This is a genomic window from Knoellia koreensis, assembly GCF_013041615.1.
GTDB classification, from domain to species: domain Bacteria; phylum Actinomycetota; class Actinomycetes; order Actinomycetales; family Dermatophilaceae; genus Pedococcus; species Pedococcus koreensis.
Window position 1 is genome coordinate 13,238 of the sequence record NZ_JABEPQ010000002.1, and the last position, 26,327, is coordinate 39,564.

Annotated in this window: 26 protein-coding genes; 9 read left to right on the plus strand and 17 right to left on the minus strand. The window is 71.3% G+C overall.

The genetic code is table 11. From position 1 onward, the window contains the following. Window positions 1–45 precede the first annotated feature (45 nt). Genes HJG52_RS08420 through HJG52_RS08435 form a run of 4 tightly spaced genes read left to right on the plus strand, consistent with a single transcriptional unit; the run spans window position 46 to window position 2,204 of the window. Window positions 46–522 (plus strand): dihydrofolate reductase, encoded by a 477-nt coding sequence (locus tag HJG52_RS08420; protein WP_171243184.1) that lies wholly within the window; start codon window positions 46–48, stop codon window positions 520–522. After that, a complete protein-coding gene (locus HJG52_RS08425; RefSeq protein ID WP_171243185.1) occupies window positions 515–1,129 on the plus strand; it encodes a GNAT family N-acetyltransferase in 615 nt (204 codons plus the stop codon). The genes HJG52_RS08420 and HJG52_RS08425 overlap by 8 nt, the downstream gene beginning before the upstream one ends. Before the next feature lie 56 nt (window positions 1,130–1,185). Further along, window positions 1,186–1,893, plus strand: coding sequence for an AzlC family ABC transporter permease (locus tag HJG52_RS08430; RefSeq protein ID WP_430413337.1), 708 nt, complete (start codon window positions 1,186–1,188; stop codon window positions 1,891–1,893). Then, window positions 1,890–2,204, plus strand: a complete 315-nt coding sequence (locus HJG52_RS08435) for an AzlD domain-containing protein (protein WP_171243187.1) — start codon at window positions 1,890–1,892, stop codon at window positions 2,202–2,204. Before HJG52_RS08430 ends, HJG52_RS08435 begins: the two co-directional genes overlap by 4 nt. Window positions 2,205–2,207: 3 nt before the next feature. Here the strand turns inward: HJG52_RS08435 and HJG52_RS08440 are convergent, their stop codons facing one another. The 6 genes from HJG52_RS08440 to HJG52_RS08465 form a co-directional block, all read right to left on the minus strand. After that, complete coding sequence (locus HJG52_RS08440) at window positions 2,208–2,582, minus strand: VOC family protein (protein WP_171243188.1); 375 nt, start codon at window positions 2,580–2,582, stop codon at window positions 2,208–2,210. A gap of 34 nt (window positions 2,583–2,616) precedes the next feature. Continuing rightward, window positions 2,617–2,985 carry a hypothetical protein gene (locus HJG52_RS08445; RefSeq protein ID WP_171243189.1) on the minus strand — a complete coding sequence of 123 codons (369 nt, stop codon included), beginning with the start codon at window positions 2,983–2,985 and terminating at the stop codon, window positions 2,617–2,619. Window position 2,986: 1 nt separating this feature from the next. Next, window positions 2,987–3,736, minus strand: a complete 750-nt coding sequence (gene dapB / locus HJG52_RS08450) for a 4-hydroxy-tetrahydrodipicolinate reductase (RefSeq protein WP_430413338.1) — start codon at window positions 3,734–3,736, stop codon at window positions 2,987–2,989. An 83-nt stretch (window positions 3,737–3,819) separates the two neighbouring features. After that, window positions 3,820–6,351: an ExeM/NucH family extracellular endonuclease gene (locus tag HJG52_RS08455; RefSeq protein ID WP_346767637.1), complete on the minus strand. Its 2,532-nt coding sequence runs from the start codon at window positions 6,349–6,351 to the stop codon at window positions 3,820–3,822. A 158-nt stretch (window positions 6,352–6,509) separates the two neighbouring features. Continuing rightward, window positions 6,510–7,733 (minus strand): NAD(P)/FAD-dependent oxidoreductase, encoded by a 1,224-nt coding sequence (locus HJG52_RS08460; protein WP_171243192.1) that lies wholly within the window; start codon window positions 7,731–7,733, stop codon window positions 6,510–6,512. A 57-nt stretch (window positions 7,734–7,790) separates the two neighbouring features. Then, window positions 7,791–8,216 (minus strand): DoxX family membrane protein, encoded by a 426-nt coding sequence (locus HJG52_RS08465; protein WP_171243193.1) that lies wholly within the window; start codon window positions 8,214–8,216, stop codon window positions 7,791–7,793. A gap of 82 nt (window positions 8,217–8,298) precedes the next feature. On the opposite strand from HJG52_RS08465, the gene HJG52_RS08470 reads away from it, so the two are divergent. Continuing rightward, on the plus strand, window positions 8,299–8,979 hold the full coding sequence (locus HJG52_RS08470) for a helix-turn-helix transcriptional regulator (protein WP_171243194.1): 681 nt from the start codon (window positions 8,299–8,301) through the stop codon (window positions 8,977–8,979). Window positions 8,980–9,064: 85 nt separating this feature from the next. Here the strand turns inward: HJG52_RS08470 and HJG52_RS08475 are convergent, their stop codons facing one another. Further along, the gene (locus tag HJG52_RS08475) at window positions 9,065–11,515 is read right to left on the minus strand and encodes a polyribonucleotide nucleotidyltransferase (protein WP_171243195.1); all 2,451 of its coding nucleotides are present in this window, start codon (window positions 11,513–11,515) and stop codon (window positions 9,065–9,067) included. A gap of 168 nt (window positions 11,516–11,683) precedes the next feature. After that, a complete protein-coding gene (gene rpsO, locus HJG52_RS08480) occupies window positions 11,684–11,953 on the minus strand; it encodes a 30S ribosomal protein S15 (RefSeq protein WP_171243196.1) in 270 nt (89 codons plus the stop codon). 173 nt (window positions 11,954–12,126) lie between these two features. Here rpsO and HJG52_RS08485 point away from each other — a divergent pair, with 173 nt between their 5' ends. Next, window positions 12,127–13,584 carry a M16 family metallopeptidase gene (locus HJG52_RS08485; protein WP_171243197.1) on the plus strand — a complete coding sequence of 486 codons (1,458 nt, stop codon included), beginning with the start codon at window positions 12,127–12,129 and terminating at the stop codon, window positions 13,582–13,584. 176 nt (window positions 13,585–13,760) lie between these two features. Next, window positions 13,761–14,099: a TfoX/Sxy family protein gene (locus HJG52_RS08490; RefSeq protein WP_346767638.1), complete on the plus strand. Its 339-nt coding sequence runs from the start codon at window positions 13,761–13,763 to the stop codon at window positions 14,097–14,099. Between the two features lie 77 nt (window positions 14,100–14,176). Here the strand turns inward: HJG52_RS08490 and HJG52_RS08495 are convergent, their stop codons facing one another. From HJG52_RS08495 to HJG52_RS08535, 9 genes are all read right to left on the minus strand, one after another. Further along, window positions 14,177–15,142 (minus strand): BadF/BadG/BcrA/BcrD ATPase family protein, encoded by a 966-nt coding sequence (locus HJG52_RS08495; RefSeq protein ID WP_171243199.1) that lies wholly within the window; start codon window positions 15,140–15,142, stop codon window positions 14,177–14,179. A gap of 10 nt (window positions 15,143–15,152) precedes the next feature. After that, a complete protein-coding gene (locus tag HJG52_RS08500) occupies window positions 15,153–15,962 on the minus strand; it encodes a sugar isomerase domain-containing protein (protein WP_346767639.1) in 810 nt (269 codons plus the stop codon). A gap of 14 nt (window positions 15,963–15,976) precedes the next feature. After that, the gene (locus HJG52_RS08505) at window positions 15,977–16,564 is read right to left on the minus strand and encodes a GNAT family N-acetyltransferase (RefSeq protein WP_171243201.1); all 588 of its coding nucleotides are present in this window, start codon (window positions 16,562–16,564) and stop codon (window positions 15,977–15,979) included. A gap of 37 nt (window positions 16,565–16,601) precedes the next feature. Further along, window positions 16,602–17,999, minus strand: coding sequence for a dihydrolipoyl dehydrogenase (gene lpdA / locus HJG52_RS08510; protein ID WP_171243202.1), 1,398 nt, complete (start codon window positions 17,997–17,999; stop codon window positions 16,602–16,604). A gap of 90 nt (window positions 18,000–18,089) precedes the next feature. Beyond that, a complete protein-coding gene (mrdA, locus tag HJG52_RS08515; protein WP_346767640.1) occupies window positions 18,090–20,057 on the minus strand; it encodes a penicillin-binding protein 2 in 1,968 nt (655 codons plus the stop codon). Between the two features lie 131 nt (window positions 20,058–20,188). After that, window positions 20,189–20,680, minus strand: coding sequence for a hypothetical protein (locus HJG52_RS08520; RefSeq protein ID WP_171243204.1), 492 nt, complete (start codon window positions 20,678–20,680; stop codon window positions 20,189–20,191). Then, the gene (gene mreC, locus HJG52_RS08525; protein WP_171243205.1) at window positions 20,677–21,576 is read right to left on the minus strand and encodes a rod shape-determining protein MreC; all 900 of its coding nucleotides are present in this window, start codon (window positions 21,574–21,576) and stop codon (window positions 20,677–20,679) included. Before mreC ends, HJG52_RS08520 begins: the two co-directional genes overlap by 4 nt. A gap of 4 nt (window positions 21,577–21,580) precedes the next feature. Next, on the minus strand, window positions 21,581–22,615 hold the full coding sequence (mreB, locus tag HJG52_RS08530; protein WP_171243206.1) for a rod shape-determining protein MreB: 1,035 nt from the start codon (window positions 22,613–22,615) through the stop codon (window positions 21,581–21,583). A 111-nt stretch (window positions 22,616–22,726) separates the two neighbouring features. Continuing rightward, window positions 22,727–23,995 (minus strand): MFS transporter, encoded by a 1,269-nt coding sequence (locus tag HJG52_RS08535; protein WP_171243207.1) that lies wholly within the window; start codon window positions 23,993–23,995, stop codon window positions 22,727–22,729. An 83-nt stretch (window positions 23,996–24,078) separates the two neighbouring features. Between HJG52_RS08535 and HJG52_RS08540 the strand changes: the two genes are divergently transcribed. Further along, on the plus strand, window positions 24,079–24,597 hold the full coding sequence (locus tag HJG52_RS08540; protein ID WP_171243208.1) for a MarR family winged helix-turn-helix transcriptional regulator: 519 nt from the start codon (window positions 24,079–24,081) through the stop codon (window positions 24,595–24,597). Between the two features lie 87 nt (window positions 24,598–24,684). After that, the gene (locus HJG52_RS08545; protein ID WP_171243209.1) at window positions 24,685–26,295 is read left to right on the plus strand and encodes an HNH endonuclease signature motif containing protein; all 1,611 of its coding nucleotides are present in this window, start codon (window positions 24,685–24,687) and stop codon (window positions 26,293–26,295) included. The last annotated feature ends 32 nt before the right edge of the window (window positions 26,296–26,327 follow it).

The window sequence follows — 26,327 nt, forward strand, 5'->3', positions numbered from 1 at the left end:
TCCCGTCGCGCACCGGGCCCACCTCGCGGCATACCCTCGGTGACCATGACCAACGTGACCCTCATCGCGGCCGTGGGAAAGAACGGCGTCATCGGCGCCGACAACGACATGCCGTGGCACCTGCCGGAGGACTTCAAGTTCTTCAAGCGCACCACGATGGGGCACCCGATGGTCATGGGACGCAAGACCTTCGACTCGATCGGGCGCGTGCTGCCGGGGCGGCGCACCATCGTCGTGACGCGGCAGGCGGACTGGCACCACCCGGACGTCGAGACGGCCCACTCGCTGTCCGACGCACTCGGGCTGGCCGGCCCGGCCGACGAGGTGTTCGTGTGCGGCGGCGGTGAGGTCTACCGCGCGGCGATGCCGTGGGCGCAGCGGCTGCTCATCACCGAGGTCGACCAGTCGCCGGCCGGCGACGTGACGTTTCCCGAGATCGACCCGTCGCAGTGGACCGAGACCGAGCGCGACCAGCAGGACGGGTTCGCGTGGGTCACCTACGAGCGGAGCACCCGTGGCTGAGCACCAGCACGGCCACGCGCACGACCACGGCCACGCCCCCGGGCCGCTGGCCGACGCGAGCGTGCGGCTGGCGCGCGAGACCGACACCCCCGCGGTCGGCCTGGTCCAGGCGACGGTGTGGCGTGAGGCGTATGCCGCAGTGTTGCCGCAGGAGGTCCTCGACCAGTTCGAGCCCCAGGCCTTCGCGTCGGTGTGGCGGCGCTCCCTGGCAGCGCCCCCGGACGGCGTCTACCGGTTGCTCGTGGCGCTGGCCGGTGACCAGGTCGTGGGGTTCGCCTCGATCGGCCCGAGCCAGGACCCGGACGCCTCACCGGAGACCGGTGAGCTGACGGCGATCGCGGTGCACCCGCAGGCCCGGCGCGCCGGTCACGGGTCGCGGCTGCTCAACGCCGCCGTCGACACGTTGCGTGGTGCCGGTGCCGAGCTCGTCGCGACCTGGGTGCTGTCGACCGACGAGGACACGCGCGCTTTCCTTGCGGCGTCAGGGCTTTCGCCTGACGGCGCCTACCGCGACCGGGTCGTCTCGGAGGGCGGCGACACCGCCCGCGAGGTGCGGCTCCTGGCGAACATCACCCCTCCGGAGGACCCCGCGGCCGAGAGCCCGTGACCGCCGCCGCCCTGGAGCCGCAACGCCGTCGACAGGTGTTGCGGCAGGCGGCGTCCGTGGCGGTTGCGACGGGCGCCTACGGCATCAGCTTCGGTGCCCTGTCGGTGGCGGCCGGGCTGGACATCTGGCAGACGCAGGTGCTGTCGCTGCTGCTGTTCTCCGGCGGCTCGCAGTTCGCGTTCGTCGGCATCATGGCCGGTGGCCCCACCGGTGCGGTCGCGGCGGTCGCGACGTCGACCCTCCTCGGTGTCCGCAACGGGCTCTACGGGCTGCAGGTCGCCCGGCTGCTCGAGGTGCGTGGACTGCGTCGTCTCCTCGCAGCGCAGCTGACGATCGACGAGTCCACTGCGGTCGGCGTGGCCCAGCCCGAGGCGCGCGCGGGCCGGTTGGGCTTCTGGGCCACGGGTGGCGGGGTCTTCGTCTGCTGGAACGCCATGACCCTGCTCGGTGCCGTCGTCGGCGACCAGCTCGGCGACCCGCGCACGTACGGCCTCGACGCGGCGGCGGCCGCCGCCTTCTGCGGCCTGCTCTGGCCGCGGCTGAAGTCGCGCGATGCGTTCGCCATCGCCGTCGTCGCCGGGGTGATCGCGGTCGTGATCGCACCGCATGCCCCCGCGGGGGTGCCGGTGCTGGTGGCCGCGTTCGCGGCGCTCATCGCGGCCTTCTGGGGCAACGCGCACCGCGACCCGGCGGCGCCGCACCACGGGGACGGCGAGGACGGCGCCGCGCCGGGGACGACCGGCCCGCGAGAGGCCCGGCCATGAGCACCTGGACCGCCGTGCTGACTGCGAGCGTGCTCGCCTTCGTGCTCAAGTACCTCGGCTACGTCGTCCCGGCCCGCTGGCTCGACGGCGAGCGCACCACCCGCGTCACGTCGGCCCTGCCCATCGCCCTGCTCGCCGCGCTGGTGGCCGTCCAGACCTTCACCGGCACCGGCGGCGCCTTCGTGCTCGACGCGCGGGCGGCCGCGGTCGGGGTCGCGCTCGTCGCCCTGGCCCTGCGGGCCCCGTTCATAGTCGTGGTGGTGCTGGCCGCCGTGACCGCGGCCCTGTTGCGCCTCGCCGGGATGAGCTGAGGTTCACTCCCACTCGCGGGCGTCCTCGACGAAGCTGTCCCCCGTCTGCACCGGCACCACACAGAAGGGGACGCCGCCCGGGTCCGTCATCACGGCATACCCGTCGCGTCGCCGGACGAGGCTGGCGCCCAGGCCCTCGAGCCGCGCCACCTCGGCCTCGACGTCATCGGTCTCGATGTCGACGTGGATGCGCGGGCTGCCCTCGTCGAGCCGCTGCACCTCCAGGGCGAGGCTGCCCACCTCACCGACCGAGACGTAGCGTCCCTCCTTGTCGGGGATCGGCCGCACGCCCTGGACCCCGGCCCAGAAGGCGACCCCGGCCTCGAACGTGGCCGGGTCGTGGTCGATCAGGATGACTCCGATGCGCGAACGGTGCATGCGCTCACGGTATGCCGTGGGCCCGCCTCGCGCGTTACGTCCGGCTGGTCGTCGCGGCCCGGTCGGCACGCCACGCGCGCACGGCAGCGCGGTAGTGACGCTGCTCGGCCGCCCGGTCCTTGGCGACGCGGCACGCCTCGGCCTGCTCGAGCTCGGTCACGACGGACGGTGGCACGGGTTCGCCGGCCTTGACCTCGGCCATCATGCGCGACCCGTCGCGGGCCATCCGGAACAGCGGCCACATCGCCAGCAAGGCCACGACGGGGATGAGGACGACGGCGATGCCGAGCAGCACCGGCACCGGCCGGCCGTCGGCGATGAGCGCGAAACCCCGCCACCCGATGGTCGCCGAGTAGAAGACGAGGATGACGAGAAGGACTGTGGCAGTGAGCTTTTCGCGCACGTCAGGCCAGCCCGAGGTAGTGCTCGAGACCCACGGTGAGACCCGGGTGGTCAGCGACCCCGCGGATGCCGGCGAGCACCCCCGGCATGAACGACTCGCGGTCGAAGGAGTCGTGCCGGATGGTCAGCATCTCGCCGGGGTTGCCGAGCAGCACCTCCTGGTGGGCGACGAGACCACGCAGCCGCACCGAGTGGACGGGTATGCCGTCGACGCGCGCGCCGCGGGCACCGTCGGGGTCGTGCGCGGTGGCGTCGGGAACGTCCGCGAGGCCGGCCTCGCGGCGCGCCTCGCCGACCAGCCGGGCGGTGCGGGCAGCGGTGCCGGAGGGTGCGTCGACCTTCGCGGGGTGGTGCAGCTCGACGATCTCGACGGACTCGTAGAACCTCGCGGCCTGCGCAGCGAAGCGCATCATGAGGATGGCGCCGATGGCGAAGTTGGGGGCGATGAGGACACCGACGTCGGGGTGGTCGGCGAGGCGGGCACGCAGGTCATCGAGACGCGCGTCGTCCCAGCCGGTGGTGCCGACCACGACGCTGACGCCGCGGTCGACGCAGTGCGCCACGACCTCGGGTGAGGAGTCCGGCACCGTGAGGTCCACGGCGACCTGGGCTCCCCCGAGGTCGCCGAGGTCGTCGCCGCGGCCGTACCGGCCGACCAGCTCCAGGTCCTCGGCCGCCTCGACCGCCTGGCACGCCTGCGACCCCATCCGGCCGTTCGCACCGATCACCGCCACCCGCGTCGTCGTCGCCACGCGCCCAGCGTAACCACGCGGCATACCGAGGCGGCCCCGCCCCCAAGGATGGGGACGGGGCCGCCGAGGTGTGGCGAACGCGGCTACTTGGCGAACGCCGTGAGGCCCAGCACGACCGGGTCGTGGTCGGACGAGGCGTACGGGTCCGGCCGGTAGAAGTTGGTCGCGTGGTAGTTGTAGCGGCTGTACTGCAGGGCCACCGACTCACCGGCGTTGATGTTCCAGTGCGCCGCACCCGTCGACATCGCCAGGGCGACGTCGTTGACGAGGATGTGGTCGAGCGAACCGGACAGGCCGCTGAACGAGTACGAGTAGCGGTTCGGGTCGAACCGGCTGCCGACGTCGGTGTAGCCCGCCTTGTAGAGCACGTCCAGCGGGTCCTCCTGGGTGTAGGAGTTGTAGTCGCCCGCCATGACCACGGCCTTGGTGCCGGTGTCACCGAGGACCGTCGGCACCCAGTCGCGCAGCGCCTGCGCCTGCAGGATGCGGCTGGTGACCGAGGCGCCCTGGCCGTCTCCGGTGTCCTCGTCACCGGGGAACGGACCGGCCGAGCCCTTGGACTTGAAGTGGTTGACGACGAAGAGGAACTTGTCACCCTTGCCGTACTTCTTCTTGAACACCTGGGCGATCGGCTCACGCGCGTTGCCGAAGGCCTGCGTCTCGCCCGACTGGGTGCCGAGGGCGCGCGAGGCGTCGACGCGCATCACGTTGGCGGGCTTGTAGATGATGCCGGAGGTGATGAAGTCCTGCTGGTCGACCGGCGGCAGCTCCGTGGACGACGGGACGAACGCCCACGTGCCCGCGCCGGCCTTGGCGTTGAGCGCCCCGACCAGGCTCGCGAGCGAGGTGTCGCGCGGCTTGCCGAACTTGGCCGAGTTCTCGACCTCCATGAGGCCGACGACATCGGCGCCCATGGCGTTGATGGCCGCGACCTCCTTGTCCTGCTGTCGCTTGAGGTCGGCCGCGTCCCACGCACCGCGCTGGCCACAGCCGGTGCGCACGGTGACGCCGTTGTCGTCGCGGTCGTAGTAGGCGAGGCAGTTCGGGTCCTGCTCACCGAGGTCGGTGAAGTAGTTGAGGACGTTGAACGACGCGACCTTGAGGTCGGCGGTGCCGCGCTGGTTGATGGCCGCAGCGTCGGGCGCTGCCGTCCGGGTGTTCTCGAAGACGGCCGGCGACTCAGCGTTGTCCGGTCCGACGACCTGCTCGGTCGGCTGGAAGCGCCACAGGTCGAAGCGGTAGTCGACGACGACCGGCTTGGTGAAGGTGACGGAGGCACCGACGCGGACCGGCTTGTCGTTCGAGACGTATGCCGGCGTGAGGTCGCCGTTGAGGACGCACGGCGTCGGGCGGGTGCCACAGGCACCGGCGCTGTAGCTGCTCGCCGTGAAGTTGCTCGAGGCGCCGTCATCGAGGGTCACCTTGCGCCTGGCGTTGTCGGCGACGACCGCGTCGGCCTCCGGGGTGCCGGGCTTGGCCACCTCGGTGTTCTGCATCAGCGGACGGTCGCCGAAGGCCAGGCCGACCTCGCCGTACTGGTTGGTCGAGTAGGTGTTGGTGACCGTGTAGGCGCCGGTGGGCTGCATGAGCATGCCCTCGATCGACTCGCGGGCGGAGTCGGTGCCGGGCCAGGCGATGGTGAGGGGCTGGACCGGGCTGAACTCGGTGCCCGCGTCGGTGATGTCGGCAGCGGCTGCGGTGATCTCGGTGAGACCGCCGTACTCGCTGACCTTGCCCGTCACCTCGACGTAGTTGCCGATGACGACGTCCTCGTCGAGCGGGCTGGAGCTGCCGCCGGACTGGAACACGAAGACGCCGTCCGAGGCGCCGCTGGGGTTGGGCTCGGGTCCGGTGCCCTGGGTCTGCAGGAAGAAGCCGTGGAAGCCGCCGGTTGGGTAGGCCGCGGTGACGACGCCCTTGACGGTGACGTTCTGGCCCACGAGCGGCGAACTGGTGCCGGTGCCCTGGACCTCGGCGATGGTCTTCTCCGTGGGCTCGCCGGGCGGGGTGCCGCCGCCACCGGTGCCGGGCGTGGGCGCGCCGGCCTTGAAGTCGGCGGCGTTGTCGGCGGTGTTGGTGCTGCTGGTGTTGCGCGACACGGACGTGGTGTTGGACGCCGTCGGGGCGGCGGCCGTGCCGGCCCAGTCGTCGGCGGTGCCGTAGCCGACGAAGTCGACGACCTGGGGCAGGTCGGAGCAGTCGGTCGTGCAGGTGGTTCCCGGCAGGGACGTCTGGGTGTTGACCAGTGCCACCTTGCCGTTGGTGCCGCTGAGGTTGATGCCGCCGCTGACGTCGACCGGGAAGCTGGCGCCGGTGGTGCCTGAGGCACCGCCCACGACGAGCTTGCCACCGGCCGGGATCGAGCCGGTCAGGTTGGTCTTGTTGCTCCAGCTGGTGCCGGTGGCGGAGGCGTACTGCACCGACCAGGTGCTGACGTCGACCGCGCTCGTGCCCTTGTTGACGAGCTCGATGAAGTCACGGTTGTAGGGTGCGCCGCTGTTGCCGCCGCCCCCGTAGACCTCGTTGATGACGACCTGCGCCGTCGGCGAGGGCGCCGCCTGCGCGCTCGCTGCCGTGATCGTCACGGCTCCCGCGGCCAGCGCTACCGCGCCCACCGCCCCTGTCCATTGCTTGCGGTGTCCGCGCACAGCAGTCCTCCACGACCGGTACTCGATTGGGTGTGGCCGCCCGGGAACCGGCCCGGGGGCAGAGTGGCATCACACCACGCCGAGGAGGAATGCGGAACAGCCGGGAGACGACGTAAAGGTAAAGGTCAGGTCAGTTCTTCGAGCGGGACGCCGGGGTCGGCCAGCCGATCCGGGTCGACCGCCTTGTCCGAGGCGATGAGAGCCTTGATCTGGTCGCCCACGTCCCACACGTTGACGTTCATCCCCGCGACCACCTTGCCGTCGTGCAGCCAGAACGCGATGAACTCGCGCCCGCTGAGGTCGCCACGCACGACGACGTCGTCCTCGGGGTCCGCAAGGCCGAAGTACTCCATGCCCAGGTCGTACTGGTCGGTGAAGAAGTACGGCAGCTCGGGGTCCGGACCCTCCTGCTCGAGCATGCCCGCCACGACCACCTGCGGCTGGTTGAGGGCGTTGGCCCAGTGCTCCACCCGGACCCGGTGGCCCACGACGGGGTTCTCGACGTTGGCGACGTCGCCCGCGGCGAAGATGTCCGGGTCGCTGGTGCGGCCCTGGGCGTCGGCGGTGACACCGTTGTCGACGTCCAGGCCGGCGTCCTTGGCCAGCTCCACGTTGGGGCTGGCGCCGACCCCGACGACCACCGTGTCGGCCGGGATGTCCGTGCCGTCGGCGAGACGCACGCCGCTGACACCGTCCTCGGTGCCCAGGACCTCCTCGACCGTGACACCCGTGCGGATGTCGACGCCGTGCTCGCGGTGCAGATCGGCAAACACCTGGGCGATCTGCGGGCCCAGCACGCGGACCAGGGGCAGGTCGAGAGACTCGAGCACGGTGACGTCGGCGCCTGCGTCGGCAGCCGCGGAGGCCACCTCCAGCCCGATCCAGCCGCCACCGATGAAGACGACCTTGCGGCCCGGTTGCAGGGCCTCACGGATGCGGTCGCTGTCCTCGATCGTGCGCAGGGTGAGCACTCCCGGTCGGTCGGCGCCGGGCAGGTCGAGGTGGCGCGGCGAGCTGCCGGTCGCGAGCAGGAGCCGGTCGTAGGGGATCCGCTCGCCACCCTGCAGCTCGACCTCCTTGGCGTCCCGGTCGATCGCCTCGACCCGGGTGCCGGTGCGCACCTCGACGTCGTGGTCGGCATACCACTGCGCGTCGTGGACGAACGCGTCGTCGAGCTTCTCCCCGGTCTTGAGGTAGTCCTTCGACAACGGTGGCCGTTCGTACGGCAGGTGCCGCTCGGCGCCGACGAGGACGATGTGTCCCTCGAACCCCTTGTCCCGCAATGCTTCAACGGCCTTGCCACCCGCCAAGCCGGCACCGACCACCACGAACGTCCTCTCGTCACTCATGCGTCCATCCTTGACGGGACACCGGCGACTGGCAACGGGACCACGCGGCCCCCACGCTCACGCATGGCGGCCCGCGGCCAGGCGCCACAGGGCCACGGCGGCCCCGAGCAGTCCGAAGTCGCGCAGCGCCACGTCCCAGTACTCCCCCAGCGTCACGAGGTTGACGATGATCCCGGCCAACCACAGGGCCACGACGGGTGCGCCCCACCGCGGGCGCACCGCGACGAGCAGGCCCGCGATGACCTCGACCACGCCCACGGCATACATCGCCTGTTGCGCAGTGCCCGGCACGAGGTCGTCGATCCACGGTGCGAGGTACTGCGTCCAGTCGGTCATGAGGTTGGTGAACTTGTCGAGGCCGAACACGACGGGTGCGACGGTGAATACGGTGCGCAGCAGCAGGAAGGCCTCGTGTGCGCCGCGGTCGGGTGCAGCTGTCGTCGCGGGGGCTGCCGCGGATGGTGAGGGCTGGGTTGCGGTCATGGCACGCTCCGATCTCTAACGGATAGATATTTTGACTTTAGAAGTCCCGTCGGACAAACGTCAATGGATCTATCCTTTAGAAATGACGACTCCCGATCCGCTGGCCGCCGTGGGCGCGCTCGCCGAACCCACCCGCCGCGCTCTCTACGACGCCGTCGCGCAGGCCGACGCCCCGATCGGGCGTGAGCAGGCGGCCGAGCAGATCGGGGTGCCTGCCCACTCGGCGAAGTTCCACCTCGACCGGCTCGTCGACGAGGGGCTGCTCGAGGTGGAGTACCGCCGGCCGGAGGGCCGCTCGGGCCCGGGTGCCGGTCGGCCGACGAAGCTCTACCGACGGGCCGGTGCCGACGTGACCGTGTCCCTGCCACCACGCCACTACGACGTGGCTGCGCAGGTGCTCGCCGATGCGGTCGAGCAGGCGACGACGGCAGGTATGCCGCTCCCGGACGCCGTGCGTGAGGCGGCAGTCCGCGCCGGGCGGGCGTTGGCCGCCGAGCCGCCTGCCCCGCGGGCCCGACGGCCGCTGCGCCGGCTCGCCGAGCTGCTGCGGCGGCGCGGGTACGAGCCGCGCGTCGACGACCGCGACGAGGAGCTGATGCTCGCCAACTGCCCGTTCGACCGGCTCGCCCGCCACCACACCGAGCTGGTCTGCGGCCTCAACCTCGCGCTGGTCGAGGGTGCCGTGGAGGGGCTGGGCGGTGGCGTGGAGCCCAGACTCGACCCCGCGCCCGGCTACTGCTGCGTCCGGGCCACCGCCACCTGACCACTCGAGCGACTTCGGTCCGTCGCGTCAACGACAACGGGCCGGCACACCGTGTGGTGTGCCGGCCCGTGGCCTGTGACGAACGTCAGGCGTTCGCGTCCTCCGCGGCGGGGGCCTCGGACTGACCGCCCTCACCGTTACCCGAGTCACCGTTGCCGGAGTCACTGCGGTCACCGCGGCCACGACGGCGGCGGTTGCGCGAGCGACCGCCCTCACGACGCTCACCGCGCTCCTCGCGGTCACCCTGGGCGTTGCCCTCGGCCTGGTCGGCCTCGGCAGCACCGGCAGAGTCGCCAGCCGGTGCGGCGGCGGCGGCGGGGGCGTCGCCGCCCTCACCCTCGGGCAGCACCGCGGCAAGCGAGAGCTTGCCGCGCGGGTCGATCTCCTTGAGCTCGACCTGGACCTTCTGGCCGACAGACAGGACGTCCTCGACGGCGTCGATCCGCTTGCCGCCGACCAGCTTGCGCACCTCGGAGATGTGCAGCAGGCCGTCCTTGCCGGGCAGCAGCGAAATGAACGCACCGAACGTGGTGGTCTTCACGACGGTGCCGAGGAACCGCTCGCCCACCTCGGGCATCTGCGGGTTGGCGATCGCGTTGACCATCGCCCGCGCAGCCTCGGCCGAGGGGCCGTCGGTGGCGCCGATGTAGACGGTGCCGTCGTCCTCGATCGAGATGTCGGCGCCGGTCTCGTCCTGGATCTGGTTGATCATCTTGCCCTTCGGCCCGATGACCTCACCGATCTTGTCGACCGGGACCTGCACACTGATCACGCGCGGGGCGAACGGGCTCATCTCGTCGGGAACGTCGATGGCCTCGTTCATCACATCAAGGATGTGCAGCCGGGCGTCACGGGCCTGGGTCAGCGCGCCGGCCAGCACCGAGGCGGGGATGCCGTCGAGCTTGGTGTCGAGCTGGATGGCCGTGACGAAGTCCTTCGTACCGGCGACCTTGAAGTCCATGTCACCGAACGCGTCCTCGGCGCCGAGGATGTCGGTCAGCGCGGCATACTCCGTCTTGCCGTCGACCTCGTCGGAGACGAGGCCCATCGCGATGCCGGCGACCGGGGCGCGCAGCGGCACACCGGCGTTGAGCAGCGACAGGGTCGAGGCGCAGACCGAGCCCATCGAGGTGGACCCGTTGGAGCCCATCGCCTCGGAGACCTGGCGGATCGCGTACGGGAACTCCTCGCGCGTCGGCAGCACCGGCATGAGCGCCCGCTCGGCGAGCGCGCCGTGGCCGATCTCGCGGCGCTTGGGCGAACCCACGCGACCGGTCTCACCGGTGGAGAACGGCGGGAAGTTGTAGTTGTGCATGTAGCGCTTGCGCGTCACCGGCGACAACGTGTCGAGCTGCTGCTCCATGCGGAGCATGTTCAGCGTGGTGACACCCAGGATCTGGGTCTCGCCGCGCTCGAACAGCGCCGAGCCGTGCACCCGCGGGAGCACCTCGACCTCGGCGGACAGCTGGCGGATGTCGGCGAGCCCACGACCGTCGATGCGCACCTTGTCCTTGAGGATGCGCTGGCGGACGAGCTTCTTCTGCAGGGCCCGGTATGCCGCGGACAGCTCGCTCTCGCGACCCGTGAACTCCTTGGGGTCGTCCTCGGTGAACGCCAGGGCGGCCTTCATGCCGTCCTTGATCTCGTCGATCCGGGCCTCGCGCTCCTGCTTGTCGGCGATGGTGAGCGCCTGGGCCAGGTCCGCCGACGTGGCGGCCTCGACCGCGGCGAACGCGTCGGGCTCGTAGTCGATGAAGAGCGGGAACTCCTCGACCGGCTTGGCGGCCTTGGACGCGAGCTCGGCCTGGGCCTCGCACAGCACGCGGATGAACTTCTTCGCGGCCTCGAGACCCTCGGCGACGACCTCCTCGGTCGGAGCCTGCTTGCCCTCGTTCTTGACGAGGTTCCAGGTCGACTCGGTCGACTCGGCCTCGACCATCATGATGGCGACGTCGTCGCCCACGATGCGGCCGGCCACGACCATGTCGAACGCCGAGCGCTCGATGTCGCTGAAGTTCGGGAACGCGACCCACTGGCCGTCGATCAGGCTGACCCGGACGCCACCGATCGGGCCGGAGAACGGCAGACCGGAGATCTGGGTGGAGGCGCTCGCGGCGTTGATCGCGAGCACGTCGTACTGGTGGTCGGGGTTGAGCGCCAGGACCGTGATGACGACCTGGACCTCGTTGCGCAGACCCTTGACGAAGGACGGGCGCAGCGGCCGGTCGATCAGGCGGCAGGTGAGGATGGCGTCGGTCGACGGGCGGCCCTCACGACGGAAGAACGAACCGGGGATCTTGCCCGCGGCATACATCCGCTCCTCGACGTCCACGGTCAGGGGGAAGAAGTCGAAACCCTCGCGCGGGTGCTTCCCGGCGGTGGTGGTGGACAGCAACATCGTGTCGTCGTCCAGGTATGCGGCGACGGAGCCGCCGGCCTGCTTGGCCAGTCGTCCAGTCTCGAACCGGACCTTGCGGGTGCCGAAGCTGCCGTTGTCGATGACGGCTTCGGCGAAGGTGATCTCTGGACCCTCCATTGGGCCCTCCATTTCTTTTGTCTCTCGGGCGATCTCGCGCATCATCGTTGTGCGCTCGATTTCTTCTTTGGTCTTTCCCGTATGCAGTTGTGGTGCCTCGCTCGGGGCGAGACCGTTCTCATGCGAAAGGGACGGCCCTCGATGGTGAGGACCGTCCCTCTCGGATGCTTATCGGCGCAGACCGAGGCGCTTGATTAGCGAGCGGTAACGCTCGATGTCGACGCTCTCCAGGTAACGCAGGAGGCGGCGGCGACGGCCAACCAGGAGCAGGAGGCCGCGACGGCTGTGGTGGTCGTGCTTGTGCTGCCGCGAGTGCTCGGTGAGGTCCTTGATGCGCTGCGTGAGCAGGGCGATCTGCACCTCCGGCGAGCCGGTGTCGCCCTCGGCGGTGGCGTACTCGGCCATGATCTTCTTCTTGACGTCAGCGTCCAACGACATGGAGCGACACTCTCCTTCTCAGGGTTGTTGCGCGGTGCCTCAGGGCTTGTCCACCTGGGCGCTCTGGATCCGCGGCCGGTCTACGGCAGGGTTCAGGCTACCAGCGGGCAGGTATGCCGCCCTAATCGGCGACGGGCCCCACCCGGGAGCCGACTCCCCTACAGTCTGCCCCTGTGGAACGCACAGAGGTCGACGGCGTCACGACGTGGTGGGAGCAGGGGCCGGAGCCGTTCACGGCGGCGCTGATGTTCCGGGCCGGCACCCGGGACGAGACGTTCCGGACGCTGCAGGTGTCGCACCTCCTCGAGCACCTCGTCATGGGTTCGCTGCCGAAGTCGCACTTGGACCGGAATGCGCACGTCACGGCGGACACCACGACGTTCGTGGCCACCGGTCGCCCCGAGCAGGTGCGCGAGTTCCTCGAGCAGGTATGCCGCGGGCTCACCGACCCGCCCGCCGACCGGCTCGCGAACGAGCAGGGAGTCCTGCGCGCCGAGGAGGCAGGCGGGGCCCACCCGGCCCTGTGCTGGGCGGCGGGCCTGCAGTACGGCCACACGGCGGTCGGGCTCCTCAACGCCGAGGGACCAGGCGCGGACCAGCTGTCGATGGAGCAGGTGCGTGACTTCGCCGCCACCTACTTCGTCCGCGAGAACGCCGTGCTCGTGCTGACCGGTCCACCACCAGAAGGGCTGCGTCTGCCGTTGCCGTCCGGACCCAGGCCCGACCGCGTGGCACCCGTGGCGACCGGCCTGCCCACCCCTGCACTCATGCGAGTGCCACCCCACGCCGTCATCTCCTTCCTCTTGCCGCGCGACGAGTGGGCCAGCACGGTGCCGCGGATCCTCGTGGACCGGGTCACCGACGACGTGCGGCACGGCCGCGGCCTGGCCTACGAGATCGACTTCGACGCGCTGCGGGTCGACGACGACCAGTCGCTGGTCGCAGTCTTCACCGACGGCGACGAGGAGAACGCCGACACGATCGCCGAGGCGCTCTGGGACGCCCTGTCATCCCTCGCGGCGGACGGGCCCACACCGGAGGAGCTGGCGCACCATCTCGCCGGCTTCACGGCATACATCGAGGACCCGCGGGCCGAGGCGGACTGGATGGAGGGAGTCGGCGCGCGCGAGCTCTTCGGCGAGCCCGTGCTCGACCGCGAGGCGGCCCGCGCCGCCCTGGCGGCCGTCACGGCGGACGACGTGAGGCGCTGGGCGGCGGCCGCGCTGCCGACCGCGGTGCTCGGTGCGCCACCGGGACCCGACGAACCCATTGCCGGGCTGGAGGACCGCACCGAGTGGTTGCCGAACCCGCCTGCCACGTTGTCCGAGGGCCAGCGGTTCGGGCGCAGGCTGATGTCCTTCGCACCCCGCGACCTGTCGGTGACGGTCGGGCCGAACGGCCTGTCGCAGACGGTGCAGGGTGACACCATCGCCGGCACGTGGGACGACGTGGTCGGCGTCGCGCGGGCAGCGGCCCTGCGCGTGGTGCACCTGCGCTCGGGCAACGCGATCCTGTTGCACGGCAGGGACCTCAAGAACTCCGATCGGTTGTTCGCGCTGGTGGACGAGCGCACCGAGCACATGGCGTACGAGACCACCGAGGACGAGATCCTCGGTGGTCTCGACGGGTGACCCGGCACCGAGCTCTCAACCACCGGGATGTCCATGGCCGGAACTTTCGGCCACTCGCCCGATTCTTCGGTCCTGTCACGGGCCGAACCGCCGAACTTTCGGCCACTCGCCCGAAAGTTGCCCAGCCGCAGCAGTTGTCGGCCGCCGCGCGGTGCAGTGTGATGAGCCCCATGGACATGCCCAAGCACACCGACGAGGCCAAGGAACACTTTCGCTCCCTCATCACCGAGGCACCCGGGGTCGAGGTGAAGCCGATGTTCGGGAGCCTCGGCGCGTTCGTCAACGGCAACATGTTCGCCGGGCTCTTCGGCGAGGAGGTCGGGGTCAAGCCTGGTGAGGAGGCGTTGGCCGAGCTGCGCGAGGTGCCGGGGACGGGTCCGTTCGGTCCGGCCCAGCGGCCCATGAACGGCTGGCTGTCGCTGCCGGCGGACATGGCGGACGAGGACAAGACCGCATGGACCGACCGCGCCCGGGACCACATCGCCACCCTGCCACCCAAGGTGAAGAAGAAGTAGCAGCCCGACTCGTTGCCGGTGACTCGGCGTCCGCGGCTCGAACCGCCCCACCATGCCGACCACCCGGCAACGAGTGGTCAGCAGGTGGGTCCGGGCGCAGTGAGGGTGGCGTGCAGGTCGGCGGGCAGGTCGACGCCGAGACTGCGCGCCGCCAGCCAGGCCGCTCCCCCGACGCCGGAACCGGTGTGCGTGACCTGTGACCCCGGCCAGCCGTCCTCGATCCGCTCCGTCACCAACCCGTTCAACAGAGGCGTGCCGAGCAGCCCACCACCCAGCACCACGACGGTCGTCTCGCCGGCGTCACGTACCTGCGCCAGCGTGGCCACCAGCTCGTCGGCCGCAGCCGACAGGATCGCCTCGGCAACAGCAGAACCAGCGTCGGCGGCCGCAACCACGACCCCGGCCAGCTCGGACAGCCGCACCGGCTCCGCGGCGTACGCGGCGGCGATGAAGGTGGACCGGTCGACCTCGCTGCGTCCCGTGAGCCGCACCGCAACCTGCTCGAACAACGGGTCGGCCAGGTCCGCCCGCGGGGACAACGCCCGCCGGACCGCCTCGCGCCCCACCCAGAAGCCCGACCCGTGGTCACCGAGCAACCACCCGAGACCATCAGCCACCGCCCCGGGCCGGCCCCCGGCAATCGACCCGGCCACCGCACCGGTGCCTCCGATGAGGACCGAGCCGTCGAGAGCGTCCGTTCCCGACGCGAACGCCACCTCGATGTCACCCGCGACGACCGGCTCACCCGGCATACCGAGCTCGCGCCAGACCTGCGCCAACGCCTCGTGCGCCGTTCCCGCGCCAAAGCCGGCGGCGCCGATCACGTTGCCCTGCACCGCATTCCGGTCCACGGCGACCCCGTCGACTCCCGCGAGCGCCTGCTCCAACGCGTCACGGATCGCCGCCATCGCCGGCCCGATGCCCCGCGAGATGGGGTTGCCGCCGCCACCGACACCACGCCCCATCACACGACCCGTCAGGTCGGTCACGACGGCCCGGCTGCTCGTGCCGCCGACGTCCATGCCGAGGACGAGCGTCGTCACCGGGGCGTCCTCACAGCCCCCGCCGCAAGCGGCCGGCATACCGAGCCTCGAGTGCGTTGTTGTGGGCGTCGCCCTCGGGGATGTTCGCCGACAGGTAGACCGGGGGCCGCTGCCCCGCAGCCAGCAGCCGCACGAGCGTCTCGGCGACCATCATCTGCGCGAGCAGCGCAGCGGTGATCGACGACAGACCGCAGGCCGCACCGCCACCGGGCAACGGCAGCACCGCATCCCCATAAGGGGCACCGTTGTCGAGCACGATGTCGGCCACCTCGAAGAGCCGCAGCCCACTCGGGTGCCGCGACGTCACCTTGGTCGTGTGCGCGAGCGAGGTCACGGCGATGAGCGGGTGCCCCTTCTCCTTCACCAGCCGCGCGAACTCGACGATGCTGCCGTTGCCGCCCGAGTTCGACGCGATGAGGAAGACGTCGCTGGGCTGCACGTCCGGCACGAGGTCGTAGATGAACTGCGCGAACGCCGGGTCGCGCTCGAGCTCGGCGAACTGGTCGGGGTCGGTGTCCGCCCGCGCCGCCTCGGCCGCCGCCACCGCGTCGCGCAGGGCGAGCCGGTTGGTCGGGATGAAGCCGCCCGCACGCCCCGCGATCTCCATCGCAAACGCCTCCGAGTGCCCCGTGCCGAACGCCTGGAGCACTCCCCCGTCACCGATGCAGGTCGCCATGAGATCGGCGGCCGCCGCGACCGCCTCGGCCTGTGACGTCGCGACCGCACTGATCGCCTCGCGGGCGACGTCGGCGTATGCCGCGGCGCTGAGCTCGGTGGCGCCCGGCACCTCTGCGGGGACGGGCGTTGGGGTGGGGGCCACGGGTGTTCCTCTCGTCAGGCGGGTGTTGGCGCAGTGGGTGAGCCGTTCGTGCGCCACTGGTCGGCGCGGATCGCGTAGATGGCCAGGTCGGTCCACTCGTCCTTGAACCATGAGCCCTGGACGAACAGTGCCTCGCGCTGCATGCCGATCCGCTCGCAGAGCCGGGCCGATGCGTCGTTGCGGCCGTCGAGCTGGGCCCAGACCCGGTGCAGCCCGAGCTCGTCGAAGGCCACCTTCATCAGGGCAACCGCGGCCTCGGTGGCATAGCCCTGACCCGCCACGTCCGGAGCGAACACCCAGCCGATCTCGGCCTGCTTGTCGTCCGGACCGTCGGGACCGGACAGGTGCAGTAGCACGTCGCCGACGACCCGGCCGTCGTGCTCGACCGCCAGCGTCATGTCCGACTTCCTCAGGTCGAGCAGCCCGGCTGTCCCGCTGTGCGCCACCATGTCGCCGACCTGCTCGAGCGTCTTCGGGTCACCCGGGATGTAGCGCACGACTTCGGGGACCGACCGGTAGGCGAGCACGTCCCGTTCGTCCCCCGGCCGCAGGCTGCGCAGCACGAGACGCTCAGTCGTGATGGGAAGCCGCACCCGCGGCATACTCGGCTCTCCTCGCTCGCCCGGGACGGAAGGCGACTCAGAGGTTGATCATGTGGCCGGCGATGCCCTCGACGGCCTCCTTGACCGCCTCGGACAGCGTCGGGTGGGCGAACACGTTGCGGGAGACCTCGTCGGCGGTGAGGTCCCACTTCTGCGCCAGCGTCAGCACGGGCAGCTGCTCGGTGACGTCGGGGCCGATCATGTGGGCGCCGAGGATCTCGTTGTGCTTCGCGTCGGCGACGACCTTGACGAAGCCGACGGTCTCGCCGAGCCCCATCGCCTTGCCGTTGGCAGTAAAGGGGAACTTCGCCGTCTTGACGTCGAAGCCGCGCTCCTTGGCCTGCTCCTCGGTGTAGCCGAACGAGCCGATCTGCGGCTGGCAGTAGGTCGCCCGCGGGATGAAGTCGTACTCCACCGGCATCGTCTCGGCGCCCGCAATGGTCTCGGCGGCGACGACGCCCTGGGCCTCCGCGACGTGGGCGAGCATGAGCTTGGCGGTGACGTCACCGATGGCGTAGATGTTCGGGACGTTGGTGCGGCAGTACTCGTCGATCTCGATGGCGCCGCGGTCGGTGGTCTTGACGCCGGTCGACTCGAGGCCGTAGCCGTCGAGCCGCGGCGCGAACCCGATGGCCTGGAGCACCTTGTCGGTCTCGATGACCTGGGACTCGCCACCGGCCGCCGGCGAGACGGTCACCTTGACCTTGTCGCCGCTGTCGTCGATCGACTCGACCTTGGTGGACAGCATGACGTTGACCCCGAGCTTCTTGTACTGCTTGAGCAGCTCCTTGGACACCTCGGCGTCCTCGGTCGGCACCATGCGGTCGAGGAACTCCACGATGGTCACGTCGACGCCGTAGTTCTTCATGACATAGGCGAACTCGACCCCGATCGCGCCCGACCCGGCAATGACGATCGACTCGGGCAGGTTGTCGGTCATGATCTGCTCTTCGTAGGTCACGACGCGCTCGGACAGCTGGGTGCCCGGGATGAGCCGGGTGGTGGCGCCGGTGTCGAGGATCAGGTTGTCGAACGTGATGGTGCGGTTGCCGCCGTCGTTGAGCGCGACGTCCATCGAGTTCGGGCCGGTGAGGGTGCCCCAGCCGTGGATCTCCTCGATCTTGTTCTTGCGCATGAGGAAGTGAACGCCCTTGACGATGCCCTCGCTGACCGAGCGCGACCGCTTCCACGCCGGGCCGTAGGTCATCGTGGCGTCGCCCTCGATGCCGAACTTGTCCTTCTCGTGGGTCAGGACGTGCGCGAGCTCGGCGTTGCGCAGCAGCGCCTTGGACGGGATGCAGCCGACGTTGAGGCAGACCCCTCCCCAGTACTTCTTCTCGACGATCCCGACCTTCTTGCCGAGCTGGGCCGCGCGGATCGCCGCGACGTACCCACCGGGACCAGCACCGAGGACCACCACATCGAAGTCAGCCATGTGGGCAGCCTAACGACTCAGGTATGCCGCGTGGTCACCGAGGCGTGCGCCCTCGGCGAACGCTCCGGGCCGGGCCGGTTGCCGTGTGGTTCAGGGCAGCGTGCGCAGCACGTCGTGGATGGCCCGGGCGGCCGGTGCCGCCGTCGACCCGCCGAGCCCGCCGTGCGCGACGACGACCGCCACGGCATACCGCGGGGCGGCCGCCGGCGCGTAGGAGAGGAACCACGCCGTGTCGCCTGCCCCGAACGACTCGGCCGTGCCCGTCTTGCCGGCAATCGGCCACTGCCGCAACGGGAAACCGCGGAAGGCGCCCTCGGCCGAGCCGTTGGTCACGACCCCTTGGAGCGCCGAACGCAGGTAGGAGAGCGTCTTCGGCGGGATCGTCACCGTTCCGGCCGCCTTGGGCGCGACCTTGGTCACCGAGCCGTCCGCGGACCGGATCTCGCGCACCACCTGCGGCGTCCACACGGTCCCGCCGTTCGCGATCGCGGCATACGCCCGCGCCATCTGCAGCGGTGTCGTGGCGACGTCGCCCTGGCCGATCGCGAGGTTGGCGGCGTCGCCGCCGCGGAACTGGAAACCGGTGCGGCAGTTCTCGACGGCGAGCGCCTTGAGGTATGCCGCGCGGCCGGGGTCGGTGCCCGCGACCTCCGGGTAGCCCGTGCGGGCGCGGTTGCAGGTGTCGGTCCGGGTGCCCTCCCAGGTCTTCAGCTTCTGGTCGCGGCTGGGGATGCGGCCCGCCACCTCTCCTGGGAGGTCGATGCCCGTGCGGGTCCCGAGCCCGAAGGCGTTGGCCATGGCGACGAAGGGGTCCTTGGCGTCGGTGGCCGCCTTGAGCCCTCCCTGCGCGAGCCACGAGCGGTAGGCGAAGTCGTAGAAGATCGTGTCGCAGGAGACCTCGATCGCCCGCTTGAGCGTGATTGGGCCGTACGCCCGCGACTCGAAGTTGGCGAACGAGCGGTCGCCGATGCGGTAGCTGGACGTGCAGTCGTACTTCTTGTCCAGCGAGTTGCCCGCCCCAATGGCCGCCGGGAGGCTGATCGCCTTGAACGTCGACGCGGGCGGGTAGGTCGCACCGGTCACGCGGGACACGAGCGGGTTGCCGGAGCCCTTGCCGGTGAGCTGCTCGAGCTGGGCCGCGGTGACGCCTCCGGTCCAGATGCCCGGGTCGTAGGTCGGGTAGCTCGCGGCGGCGACCACCCCACCGGTGCGCACGTCTAGCACGACCGCAGCCCCACCGTCGGCCTCCTGGCCGCGCGCCCGCGCGTCGCGCACGGCCGTGGCGAGTGCCTTCTCGGCTGCGGCCTGCACGCGGGAGTCGATCGTCGTGACCAGGTCGCTGCCCGGCACCGGGTCACGCCGGTCGACCTCGTCGGTGACAGCGCCGCGCGGGTCGACCGTGACCGTGGTCTCGCCCGGGCGACCGCGCAGCTGCTCGTCGTACTGCTGCTCGAGGCCGCCACGGCCCACGAGGTCGAGGTCGCCGATCTTCCCCTTGGACTTCGTGACCTCCTCGGCGGTGGGTCGCCCGAGGTAGCCGAGCAGCTGCGCCGCGTTGACCGTCGCGTCCTGCGGGAAGTCGCGGACGGGCTCGGCGACGACGTCCACGCCCGGGTAGAGGTCTGGTCGCTCGAGCAACCCCAAGGCCTTCGCCGGGTCGACGCCGATCGCGAGCGGCACTGGCACGTAAGGCGATCCGCCCCAACAGGTCGGCGCCGGCGGCGCACCCCGCGTGCCGCACAGGAAGGTGCGACCCCACACCTGCTGGGCAGGGAGGCCGAGCGCGTCCGCGACCCGGTCGACGACGGCTCGTCCGCCATCGGGCGCATCGAGCAGCTGGGTGCGCGAGATGGTGACGGTCGTGCGGGTCGTGTTGTCCACCAACGGTTTTCCGGCGCTGTCGAGGATGCGTCCGCGCACGGCGGGTTGCGTGACCGTGCGCGTGTCGGCGGTCTGCGCAAGCTGTTGGTATGCCGCGTGGTCGAGCACCTGCACCTGTCCCAGCCGGGTGACGAGGACACCGACGAGGGTGAGCGCCAGCAGCCCGAAGGCCCACACCCGGGTGGAGTGGTCTCGCGGGCGCCGGTCACGGCTGGCAGGACGACGCGGACGGGCCGAGCGCAGTCGCAGCAGCGGACGACGTCGGACGGGGCGACGTCGCAGCGGATGACGTCGGAGCGGACGACGCCTCATGCGGTCCTCCGCCGCCACCACTGCTCCCCCGCCACGAGCAACGGCACCATGAGCGCACACCACAGGGCCGAGAGCGCGACGCCCTGGGCCCGCGCGAGGGGGTCGAACGGCTCACCGCCCACCATTCCCACGACCAGTCGTCCTACTCCGGCCGTGACGGCGGCACCGACCCCGACCACGGCCACCCAGCCCCACGGCGTCGACCCCTCGCGACGTCCCGCCCCGGCGAGGAGGCCGCACGCGGCATACACCAGGGCACTTGTGCCGAGCACCGGCGAGCCGGGCGGCACGATGTCGACCACCCACCCGGCCGCCAGGCCCCAGGTCGCACCGCGGACCGGGCCGGCCACGAGGCCGGCCGCGGCCACGAGCGGCAGCACGAGGTCGGGCAGCGAGGCCGACGTGCGGTGACCGAGCAGCACCGCGGTCACGGCGGCGAGGACCACCAGGGCCGCACGGGCCACGCCGGTCAGCGACTGAGTCGTCATCCGGCGCCCCCGGTGACGGCCGGCCTGGGCGCGGTGCGTCGGGTGGGGAGCAGCACGCCGACCACGTCGAGGGTGGTGCGGTCGACCGTCGGGGTGACGGTGCCGGTGGCGGTGAGCGATCCCGGCGACGTCTCGATCCGGCCGACGGTGCCGACGCGCAGGCCTTCGGGCAGCGCCCCTACGGCCGTGCCGCCCAAGGTGGTGACCGCGTCACCGGGCGCGGCCCGGCCGCGCTCCACGAGCTTGAGCGCGAGCGGGGCGCTGGCTCCAGGCACTGCGGTGGGGCCGGCCGAGACCGAGCCGAGGGTGCCGTCGCGGCCGACGCGGACGGCCGCAACGAGCTCGGGCGAGCCGACGAGCACGACGTCGCTCGTCCACGGCGCCACCGCCGTGACCCGGCCGACCACTCCGTCGGCGGCGACCACGGCGAAGCCCTCGCCAACCCCGTCCCGCGAGCCGACGTCGATGGTCACCCGGTCTGCTGTCGTCCCGGCCCGGGCGGCGACGACCCGCGCGGGGACGAAGGACCGCCCCTTGGTCTCCGGGGCGGCGAGCAGCTGCGCCACGCGGGTCGCCCGGGCGTCGACCGCCGCCTTTCGGTCGCCGGCGAGCGCATCGTCGAGCCTGCGGCTGGCTGGATCGGACGCGGGGGCGCCGGCACCACCGGCAACCCGTTCGAGCGGCCCGAAGACCGTCGCACCGGCGGCGCGCAGGGCGCCCGGCCCGGGACCACCGGCCACGTCGAGACCGGCCAGCACGACGGTCACGAGGGCCGCGACGGCCAGCACCTGCCGGGGCCGACCGGATGGCCTGCGACCGGGCACCCACCGACCGGGCTGGTCCGGCGAGAGCGGGCGTCCGGAGTCCGGTCGCGGGGAGCGGCGCCGTGCTGGCATGGCGTCAGTAGCGGTTCTGCTCGACGAGGACCCGCTCGAGCGTGGCGAGCTCCTCGATGCAGCGGCCCGATCCGCGCACCACGGCGCGCAGTGGGTCGTCGGCCACGCGGACGGGGACACCGAGCTCGTGACGGAGCCGCTCGTCCAGACCGGGCAGCAGGGCGCCACCGCCGGTGAGGGTCACCCCGTTGTCCAGGACGTCGCCGGCGAGCTCGGGTGGGCAGACGTCGAGGGTGGCGCGCACGAGGTCGACGACCTGCAGCAATGGACCCTCGATGGCGCGGCGCACTTCCTGGCTCGCGATCGTCACGGTCTTCGGCAGCCCGGTCACCAGGTCGCGACCGCGCACGCGGGTCGTGACCTCCTCGCGCAGGGGGAACGCAGAGCCGGCGCTGACCTTGATGTCCTCGGCGCTGCGCTCCCCCAGCAGCAGCGAGTATTCGGTCTTGACGTGGGCAATGATCGCCTCGTCGATCTCGTCACCGCCGACGCGCAGGGACCGCGAGGTGACGATGCCGCCGAGGCTGATGACGGCGACGTCGGTGGTGCCGCCGCCGATGTCGACGACCATCGAGGCAGCGGTGTCGTTGACCGGCAGGTCGGCGCCGATCGCGGCCGCCATCGGCTCCTCGATGACGTACACGCGGCGGGCGCCCGAGCGGATCGCGGCGTCCTCGAGCGCTCGGCGCTCGACACCGGTCACCTCGCTCGGGACGCAGACGACCATGCGGGGCCGCACGAGCCGGGACGGGCGCACCTGGTCCACGAAGTAGCGCAGCATCCGTTCGGTCACGTCGGCGTCGGAGATGACACCGTCCTGGAGCGGGCGGATGGCGCGTACCGTGCCCGGGGTGCGCCCGAGCATCTCCTTGGCGCGGGTGCCGGCGGCCACCAGCCGGCCGGTTCCCGCCTCCACGGCCACGACCGACGGCTCGTCGAGGACGACGCCCCGACCGCGTTCGTACACAAGGGTGTTCGCGGTGCCAAGGTCGATCGCGAGGTCTCGTCCGACCGACCACCATCCACGCGTGCCACCCACGCCGCGATGCTAGGTCGCGGGCGTGGGCAGCCGGTGGAGGCACACCCGCGCGTCCCCCGATCTGGGGCTGGTGTGACTGGTGTGACAGCCCGGGTATGCCGGGTGGTCGCCTCAGGCGGCCAGCGCAGCGTCCTCGCGGGTCGCCTCGGTGACCGGCACCTGGCGGCGCACGGCGGCACGCAGCCGCCACGCGGCATACACGGCCATGAGGCTGATGCCCACGTGGATGGCGATGAACGCGTCACCCAGCCCGGCACCCAGGATGACCCCGGCCACGAGCGGTCCGACCGCCGAGAAACCGGTCTGGAGCGCGGTGAACATGCCGAGGGTGGTGCCGACGAGGCCGCTCGGGGCGAGGCTCGCGGTGAGCGGGTTGAGGACGGGCGCATACATCGTCTCGCCGACCGCGAAGATGCCGTAGGTCGTCACGAAGATGACCGCGGCGAGCTCGGGGGCGTGCGCGGCGCTGGCCAGAACCACCCACGACAGCACCCAGATGCCCGCGACACCCATGAGCAGGGTCGGTGCCGACGTGCCCTTGGTGAGTCGGACCACGACCATCTGCAGGACGATGATGACGACGCAGTTGACCGCCGCCGCCAGACCGATCGTGGTCTCCTCGACGTGGAGGATGGTGAGCGCGTAGGCGGGCAGGCCGGACTCGAACTGGGCGTAGAACCCGAGGGCGAGGGTGACCGTGACGAGCGCGGTCCAGCGCAGGGCCGGGACGGCCCAGACGGCGCGCAGCGCCTCGCGCGGGCTGACGCGGGGGCCGGCGTGGTCCACGGCGACCGTGTCGTCGGCTGGCTCGAGGTCGTGGTCCGTGGCCCACCGCGGCAGCCCGGCCAGGGCGATGAGACCGGCGGACACGAGGAAGCCGCCCGCGGCGGTCGCGAAGGCCGGCCACATGCCGGTGGTGACGTCGAGGTCGACGACGTACCCCGCGACGAAGGCGCCGACAGCCATGCCGAGCGCCTGGCCGGTGAACTGCCACGCGAACACGCGGCGGCGGTCGGTGCCACCCACCCAGCGCAACACGAGAACGGACTGGGCGGGATTGGCGCCGGTGATGCCGATGCCGAAGAGCAACATGGCCCCGAGGAAGGCGGCCGGGGTGCCGGCCCAGATGAGGGCGAATGCCGCGATGGCGGCGACGAGCTTGGCCGTCACCGCGACGTGCACCGGGTTGAAGCGGTCGGCGAGGCGGCCGCCCACCGGGGCAGCCAGGAGCGCGCCGACCGAGAAGAGGCTGGCCGCACCGGCCGCCACGAGGGAGCCCCAGTCACGGGTGGTGGCGGCGTAGGCGTACTGGTAGGGCAGCACAGTGCCCCAGCCGAGCATGGCTATGGCCGAGGCGAGGATGAGGAGACGTGCGCGCATGATGGGGTCAACCCTCCTTCGATGGTGAATATTTCGATAACGCAGATTTCGATATCGAAATATTAGCATGCGAAGATGGCCACATGCCCACGACCCGGCGCCGCCCGCGCAGTGCCCAGCAGCGCTACCAGGAGGCCGTTGCGACCTATGTCGCGGCCGGCGGCGACGAGTCGGTCCAGCGGGTCATCACCGCGGTGAACTCGTTGGCCCGCAAGCTCGACCAGTGGTACGCGCGGCAGCTGGTGGACCTCGACCTGACGCAGGGCGAGTGGGCGGTCATCGCCGAACTTGCCACCGCCGACGGCACGCCGGTGACGCCGAGCCGGCTGGCCGATGCGGGCAACGTCGCCGCGTCGTCGATGACGCACCGGCTCGACAAGATGACCGAGCGGGGCCTCGTGCGCCGCTCCCCCGACCCCGACAACCGCACCCGCGTCCTGGTCGAGCTGACCGACGACGGGTGGGGGGTCTTCGAGGCGGCCGTCCGTGAGGCCAACGTGGTGGAGTCAGACGTGCTCGCCGGGCTGGGTAAGAAGCAGCGAGCCGAGCTCGCCGACCTGCTCGAGGTCGTGATCGCCGACCTCGACGCCCTGGAGACCTGAGGTCGGTCAGCGCGCTGGCTGCGGTGTCATTCGAGCGTCGAGAGATGGCAGCAAGCACTGTCAGTGGTCGATGGTTGGGTTGTTCCCATGAGCAGCGTTGCCGTGATCGAACCCTCCCCGGTGGAGGTGGTCCGCGGTGCGCTGGCTCGGATGGACGCGGCCGTCGACGACGCACTGGCGGGGTTGTCGGCGATGGCTGCGTCCAGGTCCGGGGTGTCGGAGCGCGAGTGGCGCGAGACGCTGGGGACTGTCGAACGGCTCGGCCGGCGCGTGGACGCTGCGCGGTTGCGGACAATCGCTGGTGCGGAGGCGGCGGGGGCGCCCGGACAGATGGGTTTTGTCGACACCGGTTCCTGGGTGTCGAGGCACACACGGGCCAACCGGCCCGCCGCCGCGAGCGACGCCCTGGTTGCTGGTGCGCTCGGCGATGGCGACCCGGCTCTGGTGCTCGTCGGCACCTACGGTCAGACTCCTGAACCGGGTCGAGGCGGCTCGGACGGAGGGATGGGCGCCGGAGGCGAGAGGGTTGCCGAGGGGACCGCCCGTATGGCCGGCCGCACCGCGACCGGAATGGCGCTCGACGCCGGAGACATCTCGGCCGACCATGCGCGAGTCATCGTGCACGCCTTGGCCGGCCTGCCAGCCGCGGTCAAGGAGGGCGAGCGCGCGAAATGTGAACGGGAGCTGGTGCGGCTCGCGGCGAACCGCACCCCGGCACAGCTGCGCAAGGCCGCCCGGCGGGTGCTCGAGGTCGTCGAGGCGGACGCCGCGGCCGTCGATGCTCACGAGGAGCAGGTCGTCGCCGAGGCCGAGACCCGGGCACGGGAGCGGTCGGCATTCTGGATCAAGGACAACCACGACGGCACGATGACCGGCCAGTTCACCGTGCCCTGGTACTCCGGCGCCGCTCTCAAGAAGATCATCGACGCCATGACGGCACCCCGACGCTCGAGCCGGCTGGCAACGGTCACGGGGTCCGGCAGCGCAGCAGATCCGGCCGCAGGCGGGGCACCAAGCACTACCGGGGCCGGCAGCCCAGCCGACCCGGTCGCAGGCGGGGCACCAAGCACTACCGGGGCCGGCAGCCCAGCCGACCCGCTCGCAGGCGGGGCATCCGGCACTACGGGGGCAGGGGGCGCCGGAGACGACGACGCCACCTGGCGGGCCGAGGAGCTCAGCTGGCAACAGCGGCGCGGGCTGGCCTTCGCGGACCTGCTCCAGCGGGTGCCGACGGACCATCTGCACCCGAAGACGGCAGCGACGGTGCTCGTGACGGTGGGTCTGGAGACGCTCACCGGCGCGGCGGCGCGGGTGGCGGGCACCGACGTCGGCGACGACATCTCGGCCGGGTACGCGCGGCGGCTCGCCTGCGAGGCGGGCATCATCCCGGCGGTGCTGGGTGGAACCTCTGTTCCGCTCGACCTCGGCCGCCAGCGACGGCTTCACTCCGAGGCCCAACGGGTCGCCCTGGCGCTGCTCTACGACGAGTGCGCGGCCGACGGGTGCGACCGCCCACTGGCTTGGACCGAGACCCACCACCTCATCGCCTGGCGTGACGGTGGCAACACCCGGGTCGACGAGGCGATACCGCTGTGCGGATCACACCACCACTTGATCGACCGGGACGACACCGAACACACCGTCGAGCGACATGCCGATGGTCGGGTCACTATCCATTTCCGACGAGCCGAGGGCTGACCGCCCGCCCCGAACTCGTTCCTGCCTCACGA

Coding starts and splice junctions, on each gene's coding strand:
- HJG52_RS08420 (WP_171243184.1), top strand. CDS start 46: ATGACCAACGTGACCCTCATCGCGGCCGTGGGAAAGAACGGCGTCATC.
- HJG52_RS08435 (WP_171243187.1), top strand. CDS start 1,890: ATGAGCACCTGGACCGCCGTGCTGACTGCGAGCGTGCTCGCCTTCGTG.
- HJG52_RS08440 (WP_171243188.1), bottom strand. CDS start 2,582: ATGCACCGTTCGCGCATCGGAGTCATCCTGATCGACCACGACCCGGCC.
- HJG52_RS08460 (WP_171243192.1), bottom strand. CDS start 7,733: ATGAGTGACGAGAGGACGTTCGTGGTGGTCGGTGCCGGCTTGGCGGGT.
- HJG52_RS08465 (WP_171243193.1), bottom strand. CDS start 8,216: ATGACCGCAACCCAGCCCTCACCATCCGCGGCAGCCCCCGCGACGACA.
- HJG52_RS08470 (WP_171243194.1), top strand. CDS start 8,299: ATGACGACTCCCGATCCGCTGGCCGCCGTGGGCGCGCTCGCCGAACCC.
- HJG52_RS08475 (WP_171243195.1), bottom strand. CDS start 11,515: ATGGAGGGTCCAGAGATCACCTTCGCCGAAGCCGTCATCGACAACGGC.
- rpsO (WP_171243196.1), bottom strand. CDS start 11,953: ATGTCGTTGGACGCTGACGTCAAGAAGAAGATCATGGCCGAGTACGCC.
- HJG52_RS08490 (WP_346767638.1), top strand. CDS start 13,761: ATGCCCAAGCACACCGACGAGGCCAAGGAACACTTTCGCTCCCTCATC.
- HJG52_RS08505 (WP_171243201.1), bottom strand. CDS start 16,564: ATGCCGCGGGTGCGGCTTCCCATCACGACTGAGCGTCTCGTGCTGCGC.
- lpdA (WP_171243202.1), bottom strand. CDS start 17,999: ATGGCTGACTTCGATGTGGTGGTCCTCGGTGCTGGTCCCGGTGGGTAC.
- HJG52_RS08520 (WP_171243204.1), bottom strand. CDS start 20,680: ATGACGACTCAGTCGCTGACCGGCGTGGCCCGTGCGGCCCTGGTGGTC.
- mreC (WP_171243205.1), bottom strand. CDS start 21,576: ATGCCAGCACGGCGCCGCTCCCCGCGACCGGACTCCGGACGCCCGCTC.
- HJG52_RS08535 (WP_171243207.1), bottom strand. CDS start 23,995: ATGCGCGCACGTCTCCTCATCCTCGCCTCGGCCATAGCCATGCTCGGC.
- HJG52_RS08540 (WP_171243208.1), top strand. CDS start 24,079: ATGCCCACGACCCGGCGCCGCCCGCGCAGTGCCCAGCAGCGCTACCAG.
- HJG52_RS08545 (WP_171243209.1), top strand. CDS start 24,685: ATGAGCAGCGTTGCCGTGATCGAACCCTCCCCGGTGGAGGTGGTCCGC.